Origin of the sequence: Streptomyces diastaticus subsp. diastaticus (assembly GCF_011170125.1) — a bacterium.
Taxonomy (GTDB): domain Bacteria; phylum Actinomycetota; class Actinomycetes; order Streptomycetales; family Streptomycetaceae; genus Streptomyces; species Streptomyces diastaticus.
In genome coordinates this window covers 928,569-951,260 of record NZ_BLLN01000003.1, presented here as the reverse complement: position 1 = coordinate 951,260, position 22,692 = coordinate 928,569, and the positions used below count along the sequence as shown (strand labels likewise).

The window sequence follows — 22,692 nt, the reverse complement described above, 5'->3', positions numbered from 1 at the left end:
TGGGGGTTCGCGCCGGGATGGCCCTGTGATCCGGATCACCGGCTGTCGTGCTCCCGTCAAGTTACGCAGGGGTAGCCCTCCGGGGGAAGTTACGGGCCGGTAAAAACTGGGGCGCGTCGAGTACGGCCGGCGGCCGCGCCGTCAGGCCGCGAGGGTCCCCGGGAGGACCGCGCCGGGGCCGAACCTGGCCCGCGCCCGGTCCGCGGCGGCCTCCAGGCGGCGGAGTTTGTCGTCGGTGGGGTCGAAGGTGAGCTGGTGGGCGGCGCGACCGGCCGGGGCGAGTCCCTCGGCGCGCAGCGCGACGGCCCGCACCCGGGCCCGCTGGAGGGCGAGCGCGTCGTGCAGGGCGTAGGCGGCGGAGGTGAGGGCGGCGGTGTGCGCGGTCGGCTCGGGGAGCGTGCGGCTGCGGGTGGTCGTGGACCGGTCGGCGTACCGGACGGTCAGGGCCAGCCCCCGGGTCACCTGGTCCGTGCCGCGCATCCGGAGCCCCAGCTCGGTGGTGAGTGAGAGCAGGGCGCGGCGCTGGGTGCCGCGGTCCAGCTCGTCGCGGCCGAAGACCCGTTCGGCGGCGAGCGACTGCGCGGCGGCGTTCCGGACGACCGGCGTCCGGTCGATCCCGCGCGCCTTCTCGTACAGCTCGCGCCCGGTGCGGGCGGTGGTGAGCCGCTGGAGGGTGCCGAGCGGGGCGGCGGCGAGCCGGCCGACGGTGTCCAGGCCGTAGGCGCAGAGGGTACGAGCGGTACCGGGGCCCACGCCGGGCAGGGCGACGACCGGGCGCGGGTGGAGGAAGCCGGCGACGGCCTCGGGGGTGTCGGGGACCAGCAGGGTGGTGCCGGACTCGGCCTGCCGGGCGGCCATCCGGGCCAGCAGCGGGTTGGCGGCGACGCCGATGGCGCAGGCGGTGCCGGTGTGGGCGAGGGCGCGGACCCTGAGGACGGAGGCGAGGCGCTCGGCGTCCTGCCCGAAGTAGCGCAGCGCGCCGCGCACGTCGACGAGGAGGGTATCGGGCGGTACGGCCTGGACGACGGGGCTGACGTCCTCGGCGAGCCGGGCCAGCTCCGGCAGGAGGGCTTCGCGCTCCGCGCCCAGACGGAACCTGATGCAGAGGATCATCCGGCGCTCCCCTGGCTGCGGTGCCACAGCCGCCCGTTCCCGGCGGTCTCGGGGCGGGTGATCCCGGCGGGGGCGGGCGGTGTCCCGGTGGCGTCGGGGCCCGGGCCGGCCGGGCGGAGGTCGGCCCAGGCGTTCATCTCGTAGCCGGTGCTCATCCGGATGCGGCGGCCGGGCGCGGTCTCGGGGACCTGGTCCGGGTCGGCGGCGAGGTGGGCGGCGACCGCCTCCAGCCCCTGGTCGCGGCGGAGTTCGATGAGGTCGGCGAGGTTCCAGGCGGCGGAGCCGACCACGCTGAGGCTGCGCGCGCCCCGGCGTTGCACGGTGCCGCGGACCAGCAGCAGCCAGGAGTGGAAGACGGTGTGGGCGCACGCCTCGTGGCTGTCGTCGAAGAAGGCGAGGTCGACCAGCCCGGTGGAGTCGTCGAGGGTGGTGAAGACGACCCGGCGTCCGGAGCGGACCGGCGGTGTCTGGGTGGCGACCTTGGCCCCGGCGACCAGCACGGTGCTGCCGTGCGAGGCGCCGCGCAGCGACCGGGCGGAGGTGACCCGCAGCTCTTCGAGGAAGTCGCGGTGGTCGTCCATGAGGTTGCGGGAGGCGTCCATGCCGAGGACGCCCAGTTCGGCGCTGAGCCGTTCGGTCTCGTCGAGGTCGGGCAGCCCGGCGGAGGGGACGCGGCGGGCGCCGGGCGCGGAGTCGGCGCCGAGCAGGGTCGGCTGGGCGGCGGCGCCGCGCGGGCGGCCCCGGTGGAGTTCGGTGAGGTGGAGCAGGAGGTCGCGGCGGTTGGCGCCGAACGCGTCGAGCGCCCCGACCTGGGCGAGCCGTTCGGCGACCGGGCGGCCCGGCCGGGCGCGCTGCCAGAAGTCGAGGAGGGAGGTGTAGGGGGCGTGCTCCTCGATCCGGGCGGCCTCGGCCTCGCTGATGCCGTGCACGTCGCTGAGGGCGAGGCGGACGCCCCACCGGCCGGGCCGCTTCCCGTCCCCGGACACCAGTTCGATCCGGTGGGTGGTGCCGGACCGGTTCACGTCGAGCGGCAGCACCGGCACCCCGCGCCGGCGGGCGTCGGCGAGCAGCAGCCGCTTGGGGTACATGCCCGGGTCGTGGGTGAGCAGCCCGGCGTAGAAGGCGGCGGGGTGGTGGGCTTTGAGCCAGGCCGACTGGTAGGTGGGGACGGCGAAGGCGACGGCGTGCGCCTTGCAGAAGCCGTAGCTGCCGAACGCCTCGACGATCTCCCAGGTACGGGCGATCACCTCGGCGGTGTAGCCGCGGGCCGCGGCGTGCTGGGCGAACCAGACCCGTAGCCGGCCCTGGGCGTCGGGATCGGAGAGGGCGCGGCGCACCTGGTCGGCGCGGTCGCGGCCGCAGCCGGTGAGGACGGAGACGATCTCGATGATCTGCTCGTGGAAGACGACGACGCCGTAGGTGTCGCGCAGGGCGTCCTCCAGGTCGGGGTGGGGGTGGCGGACGGGGGCGCGGCCGTGCCGGGCCTCGATGAAGGGCCGGACCATGTCGGCGGCGACCGGGCCGGGGCGGAACAGCGAGATGTCCACGACCAGGTCGTGGAAGCTGTCCGGCTGGAGCCGTCCGACCAGGTCGCGCTGGCCCGGCGACTCGATCTGGAAGCAGCCGAGCGTCTCGGCGGAGCGGACCAGTTCGTAGGCGGCCGGGTCGGCGCGGGCGGGGTCGGCCTCTCGGTCGAGGTCGAGGGGTTCGCCGGTGGCGCGTTCGACCTCGGCGGTGGCGTGGGCCATCGCGGACTGCATGCGGACGCCGAGCACGTCGAGTTTGAGCAGGCCGAGGTCCTCCACGTCCTCCTTGTCGAACTGGGACATCGGCAGTTGCTCGCCGCTGGTGGGGACGACGGGGGTGCGGGCGGTGAGGGAGGCGTCGGAGAGCAGGACGCCGCACGGGTGCATGGCGACACCGCGCGGCAGCGCGTCCAGCTCCTCGACCAGTTGCCAGAGCCGGTCGCGACCGCCGAACTCCTCGTTGACCTGCTTGAGTTCGGGCAGTTCGGCGAGGGCCGCGCGGGCGTCGCGGGCCCGGATGTGCGGGAACGCCTTGGCGATCCGGTCGATGTCGGCGGGGTCCATGGACAGCGCGGCGCCCACGTCGCGGACGGCGTGCCGGACCCGGTAGGTCTCGGGCATGGCGACGGTGGCGACCCGCTCGGCGCCGAAGCGGCCGAGGATCGCCCGGTAGACCTCCAGGCGGCGGGCGGACTCCACGTCGATGTCGATGTCGGGCAGCACGGCCCGGCGTTTGGAGAGGAACCGCTCCATGAGCAGCCCGTGCTCGACGGGGTCGGCGTGGGCGATGCCGATCAGGTGGTTGACGAGGGAGCCGGCGCCGGAGCCGCGGGCGGCGACCCGCACCCCGAGACCGCGGACGTCGTCGACGACCTGGGCGACGGTGAGGAAGTACGTGGCGAAGCCGTGGTGGGCGATGATGTCCAGCTCGTGGTGGAGCCGGTCCCAGTACGCGGCCTTCCGGTCGTGGCCGAGGCGGACCATGCCGGCGGCGGCCCGGGAGGCGAGCACCCGCTGCGCGGTGCGGCGCCCCGCGCCGACCAGGGCGGCCTCGGGGAAGCGGACCGCGCCGATGCCGAGGTCGTCCTCGGGGTCGACGAGGCAGGCGTCGGCGGCGCGGCGGGTCTCGGCGAGGAGCCGGGCGGCGCCCTCGGGGCCGAGCCCGGCGGCCTCGGCGATCCGCTCGGCGGTGCGGGCCATGGCGGCGGCGTCCTTCAGCCATCGCTCGCCGCTGTCCAGACCCCGGCGCGGGTCGACCGGAACCAGCCGGCGAGCGGCGTCCAGGACGTCGGCGGCCGGGCCGGAGCCGGGGTCGGCGTAGCGGACGGCGTTGGTGAGGACGGCGGGGACGCCCTGGTCGGCGGCGAAGCCGACGGTGCGGGCGGCGAGGCGGAGCGAGCCGGGGCCGGTACCGCTCAGCCCGTGGTGGACGGCTTCCAGACGCAGCGCGTCGCCGTACACCTCGCGCCAGGGGGCGAGGAGCCGCGCGGCCCGGTCGGGGCGCCCGGCGGCGAGGGCGCGGCCGACGTCGGAGGCGGGGCCGAGCAGGACGGTGACGCCCTCGCCGTGGTTGTCCCGCCAGGGCAGCAGGGGCTGGTCGGCGCCGGCCGCGTGGGCGGCGGTGACCAGGCGGCAGAGGGTGGCCCAGCCGGTGGCGCCGTCCCGGGCGAGGTAGGTGACGCGGGCGGCGGACTCGTCGATGAAGGCGCCGCCGCGCACCGGGACCCGGCCCTGCGGGCGGGGGCGCTCACCGACGGCGAGTTCGACGCCGAACAGGGGCCGCACCCCGGCGGTGGCGCACGCCTTGGCGAAGCGGACGGCTCCGGCGAGGGTGTCCCGGTCGGTGAGGGCGACGGCGTCCATGCCGCGTTCGGCGGCACGCTCGGCGAGCCGCTCGGGGTGCGAGGCGCCGTACCGCAGGGAGTAGCCCGAGACGGTGTGCAGATGCGTGAACCCCACCGCGCACACCTCCGGAATCTCGGCTTCCACTCACCCCCGCCTTCCACCATAGACCAGCTTTCGAACACTCGTACGATAACCGTACGCCCCCTGCTCCGCCCCGCCCTCGGCCCGTCGCGACCTGCGCTTCTTCTCACACCCCGGACGGCCCCCGCCCGGTCAGCCATTCGGACCGGCCCCGACTGCGCGGCCGGACGGGCGGCGACAGCGTGGGGGGATGTCGCACTCCGCCGGACCCGCCGCACCCCGGGGCTTCGGTGCCGAACTGCGGGACGCGGTCACCCTGCGCACCGCGCTGCTCGTCATCGGCGCCCTCGCTCTCCAGATCCTGTTCATCGCCAGCTACGTGGGCGCGCTGCACGACCCGAAGCCGCACCACGTCCCTTTCGGGGTGGCCGTACCGGGACCCGCCGGGCAGGGCGAGGAGCTGGTCTCCCGGCTGAACGCGCTGTCCGGGGACCCGCTGGACGCGCGGAAGGTCGCCGACGAGGCCGAGGCCCGCCACCAGATCATGGAGCGGAAGATCGACGGGGCCCTGGTGGTGGACCCCCGGGGCTCCACCGACCGGCTGCTGGTCGCCTCCGGCGGCGGCACCGTGCTGGCCACGTCGCTGGAGCGGATCGTCACCGAGACGGAGGCGGCCGAGGGCCGCCAGGTGCGGACGGTGGACGTCGCCCCCGCCTCCCGCGAGGACTTCAACGGCCTCTCGTCCTTCTACCTGGCCGTCGGCTGGTCCGTGGGCGGTTACCTGACCGCCTCCCTGCTGGCCCTCAGCGCGGGCGAACGCCCGGCCAACGGCCGGCGCGCGGTGATCCGGCTCGCCTGCATGGCGTTGTACTCGGTCGCGGGCGGGTTCGGCGGGGCGGTGGTGGTCGGGCCGGTCCTCGGCGCCCTGCCGGGCAGCCTGTGGGGCATGTGGGGGCTGGGCTCCCTGGTGGTCTTCTCGGTCGGAGCCCTCACTCTGGCCCTGGAGGCGTGGACCGGCCTCGCCGGCATCGGCGTGGCCGTGCTGATCGTGGTGGTCGGCGGCAACCCGAGCGCGGGCGGCGCCTTCCCGCTGCCGATGCTGCCGCCGTTCTGGGAGGCGATCGGCCCGGCCCTCCAGCCCGGCGCCGGCACCTGGGGAGCGCGTTCGATCGCGTACTTCGACGGACGGGCGCTCACCGGGCCCCTGCTGGTGCTGGCGGCGTGGGCGGTGGGCGGCATCCTGGTGACCCTGGCCGCCGGCCTGTACGGCGGCAGCCGGGAGCGGTCACGGGGCCTGCCCCGGTGAACCCGCCCTCGCGACGGCGCGGGCGGGCGCGGACACGCGAAACCCCGGCCGGGCTGGGACTCCGGCCGGGGTTCGGTTCAGCGGGGTGTCAGCCGATCTCGACGCCGTAGGCGGAGAGCGCCTCGGGCACCGGCTGGAAGAAGGTCTCGCCGCCCGAGGAGCAGTCACCGCTGCCGCCGGAGGTGAGGCCCAGCGCCGTGGAGCCGTCGAAGAGCGAACCGCCGCTGTCGCCGGGCTCGGCGCAGACGGTGGTCTGGATCAGGCCCTCGACGACGTCGCCGCCGCCGTAGTTCACAGTGGCGTCGAGCGCCGTCACCTCGCCGGTGTGGACCTGCGTGGTGGAGCCGGAGCGGGTCACCGACTGGCCGACGGTGGCGTCGCCCGCGCCGCTGATGGCCTGGGTGCTGCCGTCGTACAGGTTCACCTCGCTGGGGTGCGCGGTGGAGCCGGTGTACTTGACCAGGCCGTAGTCGTCGCCGGGGAAGTCGGACTCGACCGTGGTGCCGATCTCGGCGCCGCCCGAGGTCTCGGACCAGCTGGAGATCCCCTCGGTGCAGTGGCCGGCGGTGAGGAAGTACGGCTCGCCGCCCTTCACCACGTTGAAGCCGAGGGAGCAGCGGCCGCCGTTGCCGTGGATGGCGTCGCCACCCGCGATGAACCGCTTGAACTCACCCTTGGTGTGCTTGAGTTCGGCCTTGGAGCCGAGAGCGTCCACGACCTTGGTGAGCTTCGCGAGGTCCTTGCCCTCGACCGTGCGGTCGGCGGTGACGACGACCTTGTTGCTGGTCGGGTCGATCGCCCACGAGGTGCCCGCGATGGCGGCCCGGTCCTTGAGGGTGGCACGGGCGTCGTTCAGCGCGGTGAGGGAGTGCTCGACGATTCTGGCCTTGGCGCCGGACGCCTCGACCTCGGTGGCGGCGCCCTCGTCGAGGACGTTCACCACCAGGTTCTTCGCCTTCGCGTCGTAGTACGTCCCGGCGGCCGCCTTGCCGAGGTCGTCGACGAGGGTGGAGGCGAGCTTGTCCGCGGAGGCGACCGAGAGGGTGCGCGGCTCGGCGCTCTGCGGCTCACTGGCGTTGGCCGTCTGGAAGGTCAGCCCGGCGGCGACCAGCGCGGCGATGCCGGCACCGGTCACGGCGACCCGCCGCTTGGGTATGCGTCGGTGGTTCACGTCACGTCCTCCTGTGGGGGGTTCGGCCGCCGGACCGCATGTGGGGGTCGGCCGGGCAGCCGGAAGGAACGGACCCGGAGGACGAGGGGGCCGGCGGTGACCGGCCCGAACGCTTCCGGGCCCTGCGTGGCAGCAACTATTGCGAGGCCGTGAGCCGGGACACAAGGTCGACTTCCGGCCTCCCGTACGATTCCGCCACACCTCACCGCGCCCTCCCCCGCGCCCCGTCATCCCAGCTCGCACCTGCGCTTCCGCACCCTCCGCAGTCGCACCACCACCCGGGGCGAGGACTAGTCCTGTCTCATATCCACCCCACCGGAATCAGGCGTTCCCACCCCGCCCGCACCCCGGTCACACCCTGGCCGCACCCCGCTCACCGAACCTCCCCAACTCCCTTCGCGTCCGGTACGGCCGAGGCGGTCGCACCGCCGCCCCGCCCGCCACCCGGGGCGCCGGGGCCCGGGGGCCGGGCGCACGAAGGGCCGGCCGGGAGATCCCGGCCGGCCCTTCACCTCTCAGTGCCGCGTTCGTCCGCTCAGGGACGACCCGTCCCGCCCTGCGAACGCTTTCAGCCCCGCGGCGCCCCTCCCTCGCCCGAGGACTCCCCGGGCCCGCCGTCACCGGCGTCCGCATCCGCACCCCTGCCCCTGTCCGCCTCCACACCACCGTTCTGGTCCGGCTCGGCGAGGGGGCCGGGCGCCTCGGGCTCACCCTCGGAGACCGCCCGCTCCCCCACCAGACCGGGGACCCCCTTCTCCCCGAGCCCTTCCAGCAGCCGGCGCACCACGTCCTCGGGCACTCCGGGCGGGAACTCCCCGGAGAGCTCCCGCGCCTGCGCGGCGGCCTCGGGGCCGACCGCCTCCCCGGCGGGGGCGGGCGTGGCCCCCTGCCCGCTGGGCTCCGGGGAGCCGCCGGCGACCTGCGCGCCCGGAAGCGGCGCGGCCCGTTCCAGGAACCGCAGCAGCTCGACCGGGAACGGCAGGACAAGGGTGGAGTTCTTCTCGGCGGCGACCGCCACCACGGTCTGGAGCAGCCGGAGCTGGAGCGCGGCCGGCTGCTCGGACATCACCTGGGCGGCACCCGCGAGCTTCTTCGACGCCTGGAGTTCGGCGTCGGCGTTGATGACCCGGGCCCGGCGCTCCCGGTCGGCCTCCGCCTGCCGCGCCATGGAGCGCTTCATCGTCTCCGGCAGGGAGACGTCCTTGATCTCGACCCGGTCGATGGTGACACCCCACTCGACGGCCGGGTTGTCGATCATCAGCTCCAGGCCCTGGTTGAGTTTCTCGCGGTTGGAGAGGAGGTCGTCCAGTTCGCTCTTGCCGATGATGGAACGCAGGGAGGTCTGCGCCATCTGGGAGACGGCGAAGCGGTAGTCCTCGACGCGGACCAGCGCGTCGGAGGGACTGACCACCTTGAAGTAGACGACGGCGTCGACCCGCACGGTGACGTTGTCGCGGGTGATGCCCTCCTGCGCCGGGATGGGCAGCGTGATGATCTGGAGACTCACCTTGTGCAGGCGGTCGACCATCGGCACCACCAGGGTGAAGCCCGGCCTGCGCACTTCCGGCAGCAGCCGCCCCAGGCGGAAGACGACCCCGCGCTCGTACTGTTTCACCACCCGGGCCGCCGCCAACAGGTACAGCGCTCCGGCGGACGCCGTGGCCGCGGCCGCGGTCACCAGCTCCTCGATCATGACGGCCCCCAGGATCCCGTAGGAAAGTGATGCACGTCACTTTCGACGGTAGCGCGTCCGGCGGTCCGGCGGGGAGGGGCCGCGTGAACGGGGGCCGCCCCCGGGGAACCGTTCGCGACCGGTTCGCCCGGGGGCCGTCCCGTACGGAACGCGCGTCCGCGCTCCGTACGGGCCCGAGGTGCGGGGGACCCTGGCGGGTCCGGGGAGGAGCGGGGACTAGAAGACGCTGACGCCGTAGGCGTTCAGGGCCTCGACGACCGGCTGGAAGAAGGTCGTGCCGCCCGAGGAGCAGTTGCCGCTGCCGCCGGAGGTCAGACCGAGGGCGGTCGACCCGGAGTAGAGGGGGCCGCCGGAGTCGCCGGGCTCGGCGCAGACGTTGGTCTGGATCATGCCGTAGACGACCTGGCCGCTGCCGTAGTTCACGGTGGCGTTGAGGCCGGTGACCGTGCCGCTGTGGATGCCGGTGGTGGAGCCGCGGCGGGTCACCGACTGGCCGACGGACGGGTTGGCGGCCCGGGTGATGTCGACGTTGCCCACGGTGCCGGAGACCGGCACGGAGGAGTTGGTGTAGCGGATGAGGCCGTAGTCGTTGTTCGGGAAGCTGGTCCCGGCGACCGTGCCGAACGCGGTGGTCCGCGCGGAGTTGGTGTACCAGGTGCTGGTGCCGCTGGTGCAGTGCCCGGCGGTCAGCGCGTAGTACGTGCTGCCGCTGCGCACGTTGAAGCCGAGGGAGCAGCGCGAGCTGTTGCTGTAGATCGCGTCGCCGCCGGAGAGCAGCGGGCTGAAGGTGCCCTCGGTGCGGTTGATCTCCAGGGCGCCGGCCTCACCGCCCGCCGCCTTCTGGATCTTGGCGATCTCCGCCTTGGAGACGGTGGAGTCCGCGGTGACGACGACCTTCCCGGCCGCCTTGTCGACGTACCAGGCGGTGCCGGCGACGTCGGTGTCGAGCACCGCCTCGGCGGCACTGGTGAGCTGCGCCGAGCTGTACGTCCCGCTCTCACCGGCGTGAGCCGTGGGGGCCGCGAGCGCGCCGACGGCGGCGAGACCGGCGGCGAGGGCGACGAGGCGGGTGCGTCTCGCGACGCTGTTGCGGGGGGTGGTGCGCTTGATCCTCACTGGTGTTTCCTCCCGAAAGGAACCGAGGGCCGCGTGGGGTCGGGGCCCGGTGAGGCGCAGTCGGGGGAGCGTCCGAATTCCGGATGCGACGTGCCCCTGACAAGCGCTGGACGGGAGTATTCGGGGAGCGCTCACGCCGCACAAGGGCGTCTTTCGGCCTCCCGCACTGTGCCGCGCGCATGGCCCCGGGAGTCGGTTCTCCCGGGGCCGGCACTGAGAAGTGGGACGCCTCCGCCCTCCGCGCGGTTCCGCTCCCCCGCCCGGACGGGCGCCGCCGAAGGCCGCCCGGCGGCGGGAAGGGGCGCGGGAGGCGCGGCGGGACGGCGCGCGGCGGCGCCCCTGCCCGGCCGAGGCCGCCGGCGACCGCGCCGCCCGGCGGCCAGCTCCGGGGTGCGCGGGCGGCGGACCCGGCGCCCGCCCTCGGCCCCGGCTCCCGCTCCGGCACTCGGCGGCGTCCACGGGAAGGGCACACGATCTGCCGCCCGCCTCCACCGCGACCTGCGAGGTCACCGCCGCTCGCCCCGGAGCGGGAGGCGGCTCGCCGACGGGCGCCGAGCCCCCGGGTGGCGCCCCTCGGCGTTCGCCACCGGCACCGTCCGGGTGTCCGGCTGCGCGGTGCGCTTCCCCGTGGTCCGGGCGGCCGGGTTCTCGGCCGACGGGCTGTCCGGGGTCTGCGCGCGCCGCCTCCCGGGCACCGGACCGTGCGCCCGGACCGCCCCGGCGTCGCCGCGCCGGAACACCGCGAACCGGCGCCCGGCCTGCCCGACGGGGGCCCGCTCGGGCAACCCCGGCTCGGCACCGATGCGGGCGATGCCGGTCGGCGGCCATCCCGTCGAGGAGGGGCCCCTCGGTGGCGGTGGCGGTCACCGTGCCCCGGCCCCGGCGGGCTCCCACCGCCCCGGGATGGCCGGAAGTCGTCCTTCCGGAAAATCGTCCAGCCAGTGGACACCGGTGACGGGGAGCGGCCCGCGGGAGCGGTCAGCCAGGCCGGGCGGCGGCGGGCCGCGCTTCGGCGGCCGCTCCCGCCCCGGGGGCCTCCCCTCCCCCGGCACGCTCCCACTCCTCGCCGGTCTCGGCCACAGCCCGCCGCCGGCCGCGGCCCGGCCGGACCGAGGTGGTCCCGCAGGGCGGTGCCGGCGTACTCGGCGCGGAAGGCGCCATGCTCCTGGAGGAGCGGCACCCCCCGGTCGACGAACGGGCCGAGCGCGTCGGGCGTCAGGCGCGGGACCAGGGCGGAGCCGCCGCCGGCGTCGCCGACGCCGCCGCCGGAGCCCTCGGCTCGGAGGCCGGGCGGGAGGTGGCCGGCTTCGAGGAGGCCCTCCCGGCCCTGGGCAGCGGCAGGCACCGGGCCGGCACCGGTGATGCCGGCGTCACCGGCGAACGCCGCGTCGCCCCGGACTTCGTCTCCCACACCAACGACGGGCAGGGCTTCGCCGTCCGCGAGGACAGCACCCCGGAGAAGGTCACCGCCCTCAGCCGGCCCCGCGGCCCGCACGTCGCCACCGGCACCACCTCCGAGGTCGCCCTGGAGGAGAACCGCCCCCGCTGCGCCGAGCGGGCGGGAAGCCGTACGAGGTGCGGACCCACGCCGAACAGGGCGCCCTGCGGGGCTCGCTCCCGCAGGGCCGCGGCGACATCGTGACGAGCACCGTCATCGGCTTGCGGCACGCCGTGGAGCAGCAGCCCGGGCTGAGGTTCCTGGGCGGGTTCCGGCGACCGGACGTGGGCCTCGCCTTCAAGAAGGGCTCCCCCGCTCGCCCCGGCGTCCCGGGCCGTGGCCAACCGCCTCATCGAGGACGGCACGTACGCGCGCGCCCTGGAGAGGCGGCGGGGGGGGTGACCGGGCCCCGAAGGAGTCCCGCGCCGCCCCGCCCGGAGCGGCCCGCCACGCGAGAAGCACGGCCGCACTTCGGCCGCACGCCACCGGGCGGCGCGTCCGTGCCGGGACGCGTCAGTCGCAGCAGCAGCCGTCGCAGCAACTGCATCCCTCGCAGCAACTGCACCCGTCGCTACAGCAGTTGCAGCAGTCACAGCAGTCGCCGCAGCTCTTGCACAGCCCGTCCCGGCGCTGACGGCTCCACGGCCCCTCGTACGTCCCGCAGCACATCTGGCAGGTGCAGGCGAGGCCGGCGAAGACCAGGCAGCCGGGTATCAGCCCTCGCGGCCCCCGGGGCGGCGGCGGGGGCGGGATGTCGCCGGGGCCTGCGGGACGCGGCGGCGCCCCAGGGGCGTACGGGTTGCCCGGCGGCGGGCCGTACGCCTCACCACCGTGGCGGTGGCGGTCCTCACCGAAAGCCCGCTCCACCGAGCGGCCCAGTTCGTGGACGAGCAGGACGTGGGCGAGCCGGCCGTCGGCGAACTCGGTCTCGTCCAGGGCGAGGCGGATGCCGTGCAACGCGTCGGCGGCGAGCCGGCGCGCCTCGGCCCGCGGGGTGCCGGTGGCGGTGAGCGGGTTCCACGCCCCGCTCGCGGCGTCCTCCTCCTGGTCCTCGACGGCGTCCAGCAGGTGGGCGAGGCGCCCGAAGAGGCGGCCCGCCTCGGCCAGGGGCGCGGCGTTGGCCGGGATGCCCGCCAGGTGCGCGGTGTGCGCGAAGGCCGCCGCGGTCGCCGTCTCGGTCGGCTCGGTCACCGTCAGCAGGGGCGTGCCGGGTCCGGCGAGCGCCTCCACCTCCGGCTGCCGTTCCACCGCGCCGACCAGGAGCGCCGTGTCGAACCCCACGCCTGCCCCCGCCCGGGCGCCCTTTTCGTCCCATACGCCCGCCATGCGGCGGGCGACCGCCGCCACCGGACGGCGTGCCAGGATGCCGTCCCGGTCTGTGACATGGTCACGGGTTTTCGCCGAGGCGAGGATGAGGGAGACGGCCGCCGCGAGCCGCGCCCCGTCACCCTGAGCCACCGACGCGGTGCGCATACCGCGCAGCGGGCACGGCCCCGCGCGACGCCTGCCGGCCCGCTCCGCGCCGGCCTGAGCCTCCGTCAGCACCGAGATGACGAGGCCGTCGTAGTTGGTGACCACGCGGGCCGACTGACCCGCCTGCCCGCGCAGCGCGAGACAGAGTCCGCACAGGTGAGCCATCCATTGAGCGGTCAGCCGCTCCCCCAGCCGGTGCGTACACGGCCGGACCATTCCGAACATCCGCTGCCTTCCCCCGAGGACGCCGGCGCACGGCGGCGGAGGCCACACACCCCCGCTACGTCACCCGGTCGCCGCGGTCCGTCACCCGGACGGCGCGACGCGCGCCGATCGTCGTATTTTCACTCGCTGTCAGCACAGTGATACCGCAAGGCCGTTGGGGAATGCGGTCATAGCGTGCACCAGTACCGTCACGAAAGCCCCGCGCGCCGCCTATCCCCTTGGCGCGTTGTCAGCATGATGGACGACGATAGGGGAGCGGAAAACAGGGAAACCGCTGCGAGAGGAGGCGTCCATGGGATCGGTGCGCAAGGCGAGTGCCTGGCTTGGCCTCGTCGACGACAACGACGAGCGCTACTACGACGGCTATGCCGACGAGGCTGCCGAGGGCCCGGAGCCCGGCGACGCCTGGGTGACGGACCCGCGGGTCCAGGTCGCCTCGGAGTCCGCCCACGAACAGGGCCGCCGGATCGGCACGGTCACGCCGGAGAGCTTCCGGGACGCCCGGCGGATCGGCGAGCTGTTCCGGGACGGCGTACCCGTCATCATCAACCTGACCGCCATGGAACCCGGCGACGCCAAGCGCGTCGTGGACTTCGCGGCCGGGCTCATCTTCGGTCTGCGCGGCTCCATCGAGCGGATCGCCACCCGGGTCTTCCTGCTCTCGCCGCCGGACACCCAGATCGTCGACGGCGGCACCGCCCACCGCACGGACAACGGCTTCTTCAACCAGAGCTGACCGTCCCCGCTCATCGGCGCAGCGCGGAGTCCCGCGCGTTCCGTCCGTCGGCGGCGCCCCGCTCCCCGCCGGGCGCGGCCCGGCCGGAATCCCGCCCCGAGCGCGGCCGGGGCGCGGTCGTGCGCGGTGAGCCGCCGGGAGTCCCGTGTCCGCCGGAGCCGGGCGCCGGGCGCGTGGAACCACCGGGCGCGCCGGGGTCCGGGGCACCGGGTCCCGCCGGAGCGGGGTCCATCGACCTGGGCAGCCGCAGCGCGGCCACCGCGCCGACCAGCAGCAGGCCGGCGCTGACCACCAGGGTGACGTGCAGCCCGTGCACGAAGGCGCCCTTGGCGGCGGTCCGCAGCGCCGCCCCCGCCGGCCCGCCGAGTTCCCGCGCCACGTCGTACGCCTCGCCCAGCGAGTGGCGGGCGTCGGCCGCGGCGGTCTCCGGGACACCGGGCACGTGCCGCAGGCCCGGGCCGTAGGCGGCGTTCATGACGCTGCCGAGCAGGGCTATGCCGATCCCCCCACCGAGCTGGTAGGAGGTCTCGCCGATCGCGGCGGCCCCGCCTGCCTCCTCCTTCGGTGCCTCGCTGAGCATCGACTCGTACGAGCTGAAGAGGGTCGTCTGGAGGCCGAGGCCCAGCAGGACGAAGCCGCCGATCAGCAGGGGCGGGTTGTCGTGGTCGCCCATGCCGGTGAGGACGAGGACGGCGACGGCGGTGAGCGTGAACCCGGTGCCGACCATGGCGCGCGGCCCGAACCGGGCGAGCAGCCGGGAGCCCGCGAGCCCGGCCGCCATCGCCGCGAAGGTCAGCGGCAGCAGCCGCAGGCCGGTCTCCAGCGGGGAGAGGCCGAGGACGAGCTGGAGGTACTGGGCGGCGATCAGTTCCAGGCCGACCAGGGCGAGCATGGCGAGGACGATGCACCCCACCGAGGTGCCGAAGGCGGGCCGGGCGAAGAGCGCGAGGTCGACCAGCGGGTGTTCGCGGCCCCGCTGCCGCCGGACGAAGACGACCAGCAGGACGGCGCCGGCGACCAGCGGGACGAGGGTGCCGAGGACGGAGACCTCGCCGCTGCCCGCCTGCTTGACGCCGAGGACGAGGCCGAAGAGCCCCGAGGCGGCCAGCAGGGCGCCGACGGCGTCCCAGGGGCCCTGGCCGTCGCCGGTCGACTCGGGCAGCAGCCACCGGCCGACGGGCAACGAGACGAGCATCAGCGGGATGTTGATGAGGAAGACCGAGCCCCACCAGAAGTGCTCCAGCAGGAAGCCGCCGATGAGCGGGCCGCCGGCCGCGCCGATACCGGCCACCGCGCTCCACACCCCGATGGCCAGGGCCCGCTCACGCCGGTCGGGGAAGACCTGGCGCAGGATCGACAGGGTGGCGGGCATGATCATGGCGCCGCCGACACCGAGCAGCGCCCGGGCCGCGATGAGGAGCTGGGCCGACTCGGCGGCGGCGGCGAGCGCGGAGGCGATGCCGAAGAGGGCGTAGCCGAGCAGGAGGATGCGGCGGCGGCCGACCCGGTCGCCGAGGGTGCCGAAGAGGATCAGCAGCGAGGCGCAGACCAGCGGGTAGCTGTCGACGATCCAGAGCAGCTGGACCTGGCCGGGGCGCAGGTCCTCGCTGACCGCGGGGATGGCCACGTGGAGCACGGTGGCGTCCACGGCGACCAGCAGCAGGCTGGCGCAGAGCACGACGAGGATCATCCAGCGGCGGGCCGGGGCCTCGGAGCCCTCCGGCTGGGCAGCGTGGGGCGTCCCGGTCATGCACGTACCTCCCAGTGAGCCTCGCGCGCCTCACTTCGGCGGGATGCGGGCTCCCGGCCCGGGCCACGACGACGAACGAGTGAGCCGACAGCGTACGTGAGTGCGCCTCGCCACAGGGTGGCCCGGCTCCCACCGTTGCGACCTCGGAATGTGGTGTACGCCACGTGCGCCGCGCACGCGCTCACAGGCCCCACCCCCAGCGGCTCGGTCTCCGTACGGATAATCGCCCGGTGACCGCTTCTGATCAAATCCGCCCTCTCTGCGCACCTCGGGCACCGGCGCCGCCCGGCCCGCCGGGCCTGCGCCGCGCCGGACCGGCCCTCGCGGTGTACGCGGCGGTGCGGGTGACCGGGCTGGCCGTCCTCGCCCTGTGGAGCTCCCTCGCGGGCAACGACGCCCACCGGCTGCTCTCCCGCCGCTGGGACTCGCTCTGGTACGCGCGGGTCGCCGAGCAGGGGTACGGCTGGGAGGTGGTCCTGCCCGACGGCGCCGTCCACTCGAACCTGGCCTTCTTCCCGCTGCTGCCGTGGCTGGAGCGGCTGGGGTCGTGGCTGACGCCGCTGGCGGCGCCGGACGTGGGGCTGGTGGTGAGCGCCGTCGCCTCCCTCGCGGCGGCCTGGGGCGTCTTCGCCGTCGCCGAGCGGCTGTACGGGGGCGCGGCCGGGGTGACGGCCGTGGCCCTGTGGGCGGTGCTCCCGGTCGGGATCGTGCAGTCGATGGCGTACAGCGAGTCGCTGTTCACCGCGCTGGCCGCGTGGGCGCTGTACGCGTTGCTGCGGGAGCGGTGGGTCGCGGCGGGACTGCTCGCCTCGCTGGCCGGGCTGACCCGGCCGGTCGGGATGGCGGTGACGGCGGCGGTCCTGGTGGGCGTGGCCCTCACGGCGCGCCGCGAGCGGCGGCTGACCCCGGCGATGGCGGCCGGCGCGCTGCTGTCCCCGCTCGGCGCGGGCGCGTACGTGGTCTGGGCGGGGCTGCGGGCCGGGGACCCGCTCCTCGGCTACCTCCGGGTGCAGGAGGGCTGGGGCAACGGCTTCGACGGCGGGCTGGCCTTCGCCCGCTTCATCGGCTCCCTGCTGGCCGGCCCGGGGTTCTGGGGCGGCCTGGGGCTGACGGCGGTCCTGGCGCTTCTGGCCTGGCTCTGCGTGCGGTGCGTGCGGCAGCGGCAGCCGGTGGTCCTGCTGGTCTACGCGGGGACCGTGGTGGCGCTGGCGGTCTGCGCCTCCGGGTACTTCGGCTCCAAGCCACGCCTGCTGCTGCCGGCCTTCCCGCTGCTCCTGCCGCTCGCGGTGGCCCTGGCCCGCTGGAGCGCGGCCCGCCGGGGGCTGCTGCTGGCGGGTGCCGGTCTGCTGTCGGCCGGGTACGCGGGCCTCTGGCTGAACGGTTCGGGGCCGCCCTGACCTGCGCCGCCGAGCCCTCCGGCGCCGGCCGGGCGGCGTCCGGAACGTATCCGGACTCCCTTCGGAGAAAGAATGGAAAAGTGGAAGAATTACCGGCCGGGCCATTACCGCGAAGCCGTCCGCAATGCCTCTCGCCGCCACCCCTGTAATGCCGGAATAAAGAACGCACTGAGAGCTGCGCCACATCACATGGTCATCACAAAGCCGAAGATGGGAGCGAGTCGGCCACTCACTCCCTGTAACGTCGATTGAGTGGGTACCGAACCGAACCTCACCCGTCTGGACCGGCTGTTCGCCCGGCTGGACCGTGAGCAGCAGCGGCCGGAGCAGCTCCATGTGCCGCGCATGAGCCGGCACAGGATCGCGCTGTTCGGCGCGACGCTGGCGTTCTACGCCACCATCGTCGTGGCCGTGGTCACCACGAGCTGGCTGGTCCGGCTCGACTGGCAGCTCATGTTCTTCCGGCCCTACCAGCAGTGGCCCGAGATCCACCCGTACCTCGACTACTACGTGGTGCTCGGGCAGCGCGGCCCGACCGCGGTGATGGTCGCGGCCTGGCTGGGCTGGCGCTCCTGGCGGCAGCACACGCTGCGGCCGCTGCTGGCGCTCGGCGCCTCGCTGCTGCTGCTGAACGTCACGGTGGGCGCCGCCAAGATCGGCATGGGCCGCCTCGGCCCGCACTACGCCACCGAGATCGGGGCCAACGAGATGTGGCAGGGCGGGGACATATTCCCCTCCGGCCACACCGCCAACGCCGTGGTGACCTGGGGCATCCTCGCCTACCTGGCCGCCACGCCCCGGGCCAGGCGCCACCTGTCGACGCTGTCCGCGGTGGTCTCCCTCGGTGTCGGCCTGACCACGGTCTACCTCGGTACGCACTGGCTGAGCGACGTGCTGCTGGGCTGGGCGGCGGGGCTGCTGATCCTGCTCGCGCTGCCCTGGTTCGAGCCGCTGATCAACAGGGCGGAGGCCCGCGTCCTGGGCGCCCGCGACCTGCTCTGGGCCCGGTGGGGCGACCGGCTGCCCATGCCCCGTCCGGGTGGGGCGGTGCCGGTGGCGGGCGCACCCGCGCAGACCACACCGCCCCCGCCCCCGGTGCCCTCCGCCCCGGCCGAGCGGCTGGTGGCGGAGCCGTCGGTGCAGGTACGCCCGGCCGGCGGCCGGCCGCATCCGGCGCAGCGCCCGCACACGGGCCGGGCCGAGCGGACGGCGCAGCCCTCGGTCACTCGCCGCCCGCCGCACTCGGGCGAGCGGGGCCAGCGCGGCGGACCGTCGCCACGGCCGGTCGCGGGCGGCTGAGCGGCCACGCCTCCAGGGACCGCGACGGGCCCGGCCCCCGCACGGGACGAGGGCCGGGCCCGTCGCCGGACCGCTCGTCGCGGGCGTCAGCCCTTCCAGCCGCGGGTGACGCGGCCGTCGGCGACCTCGAAGTTGATCCGGCCGGCGAGGAACTCCATGGTGATCATGGCGCCGGGCTGAAGCCTCCGCACGGTGCTCCAGCCGCGTTCCCCGGCCTGCCGTTCGGCCTCCTCGGCGGTCAGGCCGACGTAGGCGGCGGGGTCGTCCTGGGGTTCGGGGGGCGGGGTCGGGAGAGAAGCCATGGCGCCACGGTAGCCCCTTCGGTTCCCCGGGGGTCACGCTTCTGTCACAGGACCGCGACACGCGTTCGCGGGGAACTCGTTCACCCGTACGGCCGTTCCTCGCCCGACTTTCTTCTCGCGCCGGTTTACGGAGGGTTATTCGCCTGCCGCTTGGAATTCCCCATTCCGATGCCCGGCCCACCTCTCATTCCCCCCTCCGGCACACCTGCCGCGCAGGCCGACGACGCCGCGGACGGGGAATTCACGGACCGCCGCCATTCCCGTTCCGGGAAGGCTGCCGCGCTCTCCTCTCCGATCCGTCCGCCGCGCTCCAGCGCCCGGCCGAGCAGACCGTGGGCGGCCCGCAGGCGCTCCTCGACTCCGGGCCCCTCGACCACCTCGAACTCCAGGCCCAGCAGCAGGATGTGGATCACCAGGACGTCGAGGCCGGTGGCGCCCGCGGTCAGCAGGCAGCTCCGCCCGCTCTCCGCCGTCAGCGTGCCGTCCGACGGGGAGACCCGCCGTGCCGCCTCCTCCACCGGCACCAGCAGGCGCAGCACCACCCGGTCGGGGTAGACCCGCGTGGACAGCCCCTCGGAGACGTACGCCGCCAGATCCTCCGCCGGGCCCTCGCGCGGGGTGAAGCGCGGTCCGTGCGGCGGCCGGGGGGTGATCCGGTCGGCCCGGAAGGTGCGCCAGTCTTCCCGGTCCAGGTCCCAGGCGACCAGGTACCAGCGGTGCTCGGTGCAGACCAGGCGGTGCGGCTCCACGGTGCGCCGGGACCCGGCGCCCGCGTGGTCGTGGTAGGCGAACCGCAGCCGCTCGCCGTCCCGGCACACCGCGGCCAGCTCGGTCAGCACCCCGGGCTCGACACCCGGCCCGCCGGGTGCGCGCAGCAGCGGGACGGTGTACGCGTGGAGGGCGCCGACCCGGCGCCGCAGCCGGCCGGGCAGCACCTGCTCCAGCTTGGCCAGAGCGCGCACCGAGGATTCCCCGAGCCCCTCGACACCGCCGCCCGTCGCGGTCCGCAGCCCGACCACGACGGCGACCGCCTCGTCGTCGTCGAGGAGCAGCGGGGGGAGTTCGGCGCCCGCGCCGAGCCGGTAGCCGCCGGTGGTGCCGGGCGCGGCGTCGACGGGATAGCCCAGCTCGCGGAGACGTTCGACGTCGCGGCGGACGGTGCGCGTGGTGACCCCCAGCCGGTCGGCCAGTCGCGGACCGGTCCAGCCCTGGTGGGCCTGGAGCAGGGAGAGGAGGCGCAGGAGACGCGCGGAGGTGGCCGGCATGGCGTGAGTCTGGCAGGGATCGCGGACCGGAGGTGTCCGCGTCGTTCCCCGGGTGAACGCTCTCCGCAACGGCCCCGGAGGGGGCTCGCCGGTCGTCGGCTGACGACCGGCGGAACCCCTCACGCCCGTCGCGGGGGCGGGAAGGCCCGGGTCAGGCGCAGGGTGAGGTCGTGGGTGGGGGTGTAGACGGGGGCGGCGCGCAGGGGGCCGCGGGGTCCGGGGAGGGTGAAGACGCGGTGGGGCCGGGGGGCCGCGGTGACGCCTCCGGGGCCCAGCAGCCGGGCGAGGCGGGCCTCGGGTCCCGTCTCACCCGCCGGGCGGAGCCAGACCGCCCAGGCGCGGGGGTGGCCCTCGGGGGCGAGGTCGGTGTGGGGCAGGGTCAGGGTGAAGCCGGTGCCCTCGGCGAGGGAGTGGGGTGGTTCGGGGACCGGGGCGACCGGCACGCGGCAGGCCGGTCCGGCATGGTCGGCGGCGCGTATCTCCCCGTAGGCGTGCGCGGTCACGGCCGCGCCGTAGAGGCGGCCGGTGACGGTGAGCCGACCGGGGCCCGCGCTCAGTTCCAGGGCCTCGGCGTGGGGGGCCCGCAGCCAGCTGCGGAGGCTGAGGCGCCCGCCGCGGGTGGCGTACGGCAACCGGGCGACGACCCGGCCCGCCGCCGCGTCGGCCGCCCGGGCCGCGGTGAGCGGGCCCAGGTGGTGGGCGCCGGGCGCCAGCCGCCGGTCGGCGGTGCCCGGCAGCCGGAGCCAGGCGTCCCAGTGGCCCTCGGGCAGCGGCACGGTCCGGGGCAGGGCGGCGCGCAGCCGGCCACCGCCGACCGGGGTGAGCGGCAGCGGAACGGCGCCCGTCCCCCGCTCGCGCGGACGCAGCAGCAGGGCGGCCCCGGCGGTGGCCCGGCCACCGAGGCCGGGCAGGTCGAAGGTGAGCCCGCCCGCGGTGTCGGCCACGCAGTCGGCGCGCGGCGGCCCGTCGGCCGGGCGGGGTCCGCCGCCGGGCGCCGAGCGGGGCAGCAGCGCGGTCATGTGGCGCCGCCCGGGGCTGCGGGGCGCGCGGTGCGGCCGAGGGCCCGGCCGGTGTCGCGCAGGGCGAAGGCGGCGCTGAGCACGGCGCCCCGCGCGCGGTGGGCGGAGCCGCGCAGGCGGGCGGCGGCGCCGGTGCGCCCGTGCCGGCCGACGAGGGAGGTGAAGAGGCCGGAGCAGCTTTCGGCGACGGCGGCCGGGTCGTAGCGCGCGGCGCTGTCCCGGGCCGCCTCGCCCATGGAGCGCCGGAGCGGCTCGTCGCGGACCAGGTGGAGCAGTCCGTCGGCGAGCGCGTCGGGGTCTGCGGGGGTGACGAGTCGGCCGTCGACACCGTCGGTGAGGATCTCACGCGGCCCGTGCGGGCAGTCGGCGGCGACCACGGGCACCCCGCACCGCATCGCCTCGACCATCGCCATGCCGAAGGCTTCCCGGCGGGAGCTGACGGCGGCGACGGAGCCCTCGGCCCAGATCTCCTCGACCGGGTGGACGGCACCGCGCAGGCGGACGGCGCCGGCGAGGCCGAGCCGTTCGGCCAGCGCGGCGAGGGCGGCGCGCTCCTGCCCGGCTCCGCAGATGTCCAGGCTCCAGTCGGGGTGGAGTCCGTGGACCCGGGCGAAGGCCCGGATCAGCAGGTCGTACCGCTTGACGGGGACCAGGCGGCCGGCGGCCACGATGCGCCGGGCGGCGGGGTCGGCGGACGGCCCGACGGGGGCCGGGACGGCGTTGGGGAGCGCCTCGACGCGGACGCCGGGCAGCCGCAGCCGGTCGTGGTGGGCCCGCGCGTCGGCCTCGGTGGGCGTGGTGAGCGCGTCCAGGCACGGGTACACCGAGCGGAGGCGGCGGCGCAGCGCGGCGGGGTGGGCGTCGAGGCCGAGGTGCTCCTGGCCGACGCAGACGGCGCCGCGGGCGCCCTGCCGGGCGAGGTGGAAGGTCAGTCCCGGCCTGGTGGCGACGACGACGTCGGCCCCGCTCGCGGCGAGGTGGTCGCTGATGCGCCGGTCGGTGAGCACGCTGTACGCCGGGTACTGCGGGTCCTCGCGGGGGAAGTCCTCGGCGGCGAGGGCGTGTTCGGGATGGTCTCCCTCGTAGGCGGCGGTGCCGGGGCGCAGGTCGACCAGGTGGCGCAGCGTCACCCGCGGGTCGTGGCCGAGGAACGGACGCTCGCGGTGGCGGAAGACCGAGACGATCTCGACCTCGTGCTGGGCGGCGAGGCCGGCTGCGAGGTTGTGGGTGGCGCGGATGGTGCCGCCGAGGCCGTAGGCGTTGTGGATGAGGAAAGAGATGCGCATGGGCGGTGCCGTCCCGTCCTTCCCCGCACACGGCGTCGTGTCGGCCTGTCCAGGAAGGAGGACCGGGCGGGTGCGGAATGGGTTGGCCTCATCATCATCTTGTGCCACAACGGATGCCGTATTGAGACCTGATGTCGGGAACCGTTCGCCCCAACGCTCCATCAGCCTCCGGCGTGCGCCGCCTCGTCGAGGGCCCCGAGCGGCGGGCCGGCGGGGGCCCGCCCGAGCCCCCGGCCCCGGACCACACGCCCTGCCCCGGCCCCGCGGCGCCCTCGGCGCGGCCCGGGCCGGAGCCGGGCGGCAGGGCCGGCGACATGCCGACGGCGAGCCGGTCCGGACCCGACGGTCGCCTCGTCCAGCCGGTACAGCGCCTCCGCACCGCCCGGCACCCGGAACCGGGCGGCCACCGAGGTCAGGGTGCCCCCGGTTCGACGGTGTGCGCCCGGTCGGCCCGTACCGCTCCGCGCAGTGCGGCCATGCCTCCCAGCCCCGCACCCGCAGGACGCCCCGGGCCACCGCGATCGTCGGGGGTGGCCCGGTCGGCGCTCGGGGCGTACCGGGCACCGCCGAACTCCCGCCGGGTGGCCGCGGCGAACTGGAGGCCGCCGTGGTAGCCGTTGCCGGTGTCGGCGTCCCACCGGCCGCCCGGCT

Annotated in this window: 15 protein-coding genes and 2 pseudogenes; 5 read left to right on the top strand and 12 right to left on the bottom strand. The window is 75.7% G+C overall.

What is annotated here, in order from left to right:
* Positions 1–141: 141 nt before the first annotated feature.
* A complete protein-coding gene (locus tag Sdia_RS12640; RefSeq protein WP_100456099.1) occupies positions 142–1,113 on the bottom strand; it encodes a DNA polymerase Y family protein in 972 nt (323 codons plus the stop codon).
* Complete coding sequence (locus Sdia_RS12635) at positions 1,110–4,628, bottom strand: DNA polymerase III subunit alpha (protein WP_185392877.1); 3,519 nt, start codon at positions 4,626–4,628, stop codon at positions 1,110–1,112. Before Sdia_RS12635 ends, Sdia_RS12640 begins: the two co-directional genes overlap by 4 nt.
* A gap of 187 nt (positions 4,629–4,815) precedes the next feature.
* Between Sdia_RS12635 and Sdia_RS12630 the strand changes: the two genes are divergently transcribed.
* Positions 4,816–5,871, top strand: a complete 1,056-nt coding sequence (locus Sdia_RS12630; RefSeq protein WP_124288448.1) for a DUF3533 domain-containing protein — start codon at positions 4,816–4,818, stop codon at positions 5,869–5,871.
* A gap of 88 nt (positions 5,872–5,959) precedes the next feature.
* On the opposite strand, the gene Sdia_RS12625 is transcribed toward Sdia_RS12630, so the two are convergent.
* The 3 genes from Sdia_RS12625 to Sdia_RS12615 form a co-directional block, all read right to left on the bottom strand.
* Complete coding sequence (locus Sdia_RS12625) at positions 5,960–7,042, bottom strand: S1 family peptidase (RefSeq protein ID WP_115068523.1); 1,083 nt, start codon at positions 7,040–7,042, stop codon at positions 5,960–5,962.
* 568 nt (positions 7,043–7,610) lie between these two features.
* On the bottom strand, positions 7,611–8,735 hold the full coding sequence (locus Sdia_RS12620) for a slipin family protein (protein ID WP_100456103.1): 1,125 nt from the start codon (positions 8,733–8,735) through the stop codon (positions 7,611–7,613).
* Between the two features lie 216 nt (positions 8,736–8,951).
* Positions 8,952–9,851 (bottom strand): S1 family peptidase, encoded by a 900-nt coding sequence (locus Sdia_RS12615; protein WP_100456104.1) that lies wholly within the window; start codon positions 9,849–9,851, stop codon positions 8,952–8,954.
* 1,159 nt (positions 9,852–11,010) lie between these two features.
* Here Sdia_RS12615 and Sdia_RS12610 point away from each other — a divergent pair.
* Entirely contained in the window at positions 11,011–11,493 is a 483-nt protein-coding gene (locus Sdia_RS12610) for a type 2 periplasmic-binding domain-containing protein (protein WP_189500564.1), read from the top strand.
* 309 nt (positions 11,494–11,802) lie between these two features.
* Here Sdia_RS12610 and Sdia_RS12605 read toward each other — a convergent pair whose 3' ends face one another.
* Positions 11,803–12,987 carry a DUF5685 family protein gene (locus Sdia_RS12605; RefSeq protein ID WP_164495109.1) on the bottom strand — a complete coding sequence of 395 codons (1,185 nt, stop codon included), beginning with the start codon at positions 12,985–12,987 and terminating at the stop codon, positions 11,803–11,805.
* 292 nt (positions 12,988–13,279) lie between these two features.
* On the opposite strand from Sdia_RS12605, the gene Sdia_RS12600 reads away from it, so the two are divergent.
* Complete coding sequence (locus tag Sdia_RS12600) at positions 13,280–13,723, top strand: cell division protein SepF (protein ID WP_100458177.1); 444 nt, start codon at positions 13,280–13,282, stop codon at positions 13,721–13,723.
* Positions 13,724–13,733: 10 nt separating this feature from the next.
* Here Sdia_RS12600 and Sdia_RS12595 read toward each other — a convergent pair whose 3' ends face one another.
* Entirely contained in the window at positions 13,734–15,473 is a 1,740-nt protein-coding gene (locus Sdia_RS12595) for an MFS transporter (protein ID WP_100458176.1), read from the bottom strand.
* A 230-nt stretch (positions 15,474–15,703) separates the two neighbouring features.
* On the opposite strand from Sdia_RS12595, the gene Sdia_RS12590 reads away from it, so the two are divergent.
* Positions 15,704–16,870, top strand: a complete 1,167-nt coding sequence (locus tag Sdia_RS12590) for a glycosyltransferase family 39 protein (protein ID WP_229831620.1) — start codon at positions 15,704–15,706, stop codon at positions 16,868–16,870.
* A gap of 252 nt (positions 16,871–17,122) precedes the next feature.
* Positions 17,123–18,169, top strand: a complete 1,047-nt coding sequence (locus Sdia_RS12585) for a phosphatase PAP2 family protein (protein ID WP_115068526.1) — start codon at positions 17,123–17,125, stop codon at positions 18,167–18,169.
* An 86-nt stretch (positions 18,170–18,255) separates the two neighbouring features.
* On the opposite strand, the gene Sdia_RS12580 is transcribed toward Sdia_RS12585, so the two are convergent.
* The 5 genes and pseudogenes from Sdia_RS12580 to Sdia_RS30060 form a co-directional block, all read right to left on the bottom strand.
* Positions 18,256–18,471 carry an I78 family peptidase inhibitor gene (locus Sdia_RS12580; protein ID WP_100458173.1) on the bottom strand — a complete coding sequence of 72 codons (216 nt, stop codon included), beginning with the start codon at positions 18,469–18,471 and terminating at the stop codon, positions 18,256–18,258.
* A 296-nt stretch (positions 18,472–18,767) separates the two neighbouring features.
* A pseudogene (locus Sdia_RS12575) lies at positions 18,768–19,736 on the bottom strand (helix-turn-helix transcriptional regulator); the annotation flags it as partial.
* A gap of 119 nt (positions 19,737–19,855) precedes the next feature.
* Positions 19,856–20,755 carry a hypothetical protein gene (locus Sdia_RS12570; RefSeq protein ID WP_100458171.1) on the bottom strand — a complete coding sequence of 300 codons (900 nt, stop codon included), beginning with the start codon at positions 20,753–20,755 and terminating at the stop codon, positions 19,856–19,858.
* Entirely contained in the window at positions 20,752–22,041 is a 1,290-nt protein-coding gene (locus Sdia_RS12565; RefSeq protein WP_189500566.1) for a glycosyltransferase, read from the bottom strand. Before Sdia_RS12565 ends, Sdia_RS12570 begins: the two co-directional genes overlap by 4 nt.
* 412 nt (positions 22,042–22,453) lie before the next feature.
* Positions 22,454–22,657: pseudogene (locus Sdia_RS30060) on the bottom strand (transglycosylase family protein); the annotation flags it as partial.
* Positions 22,658–22,692 lie beyond the last annotated feature (35 nt).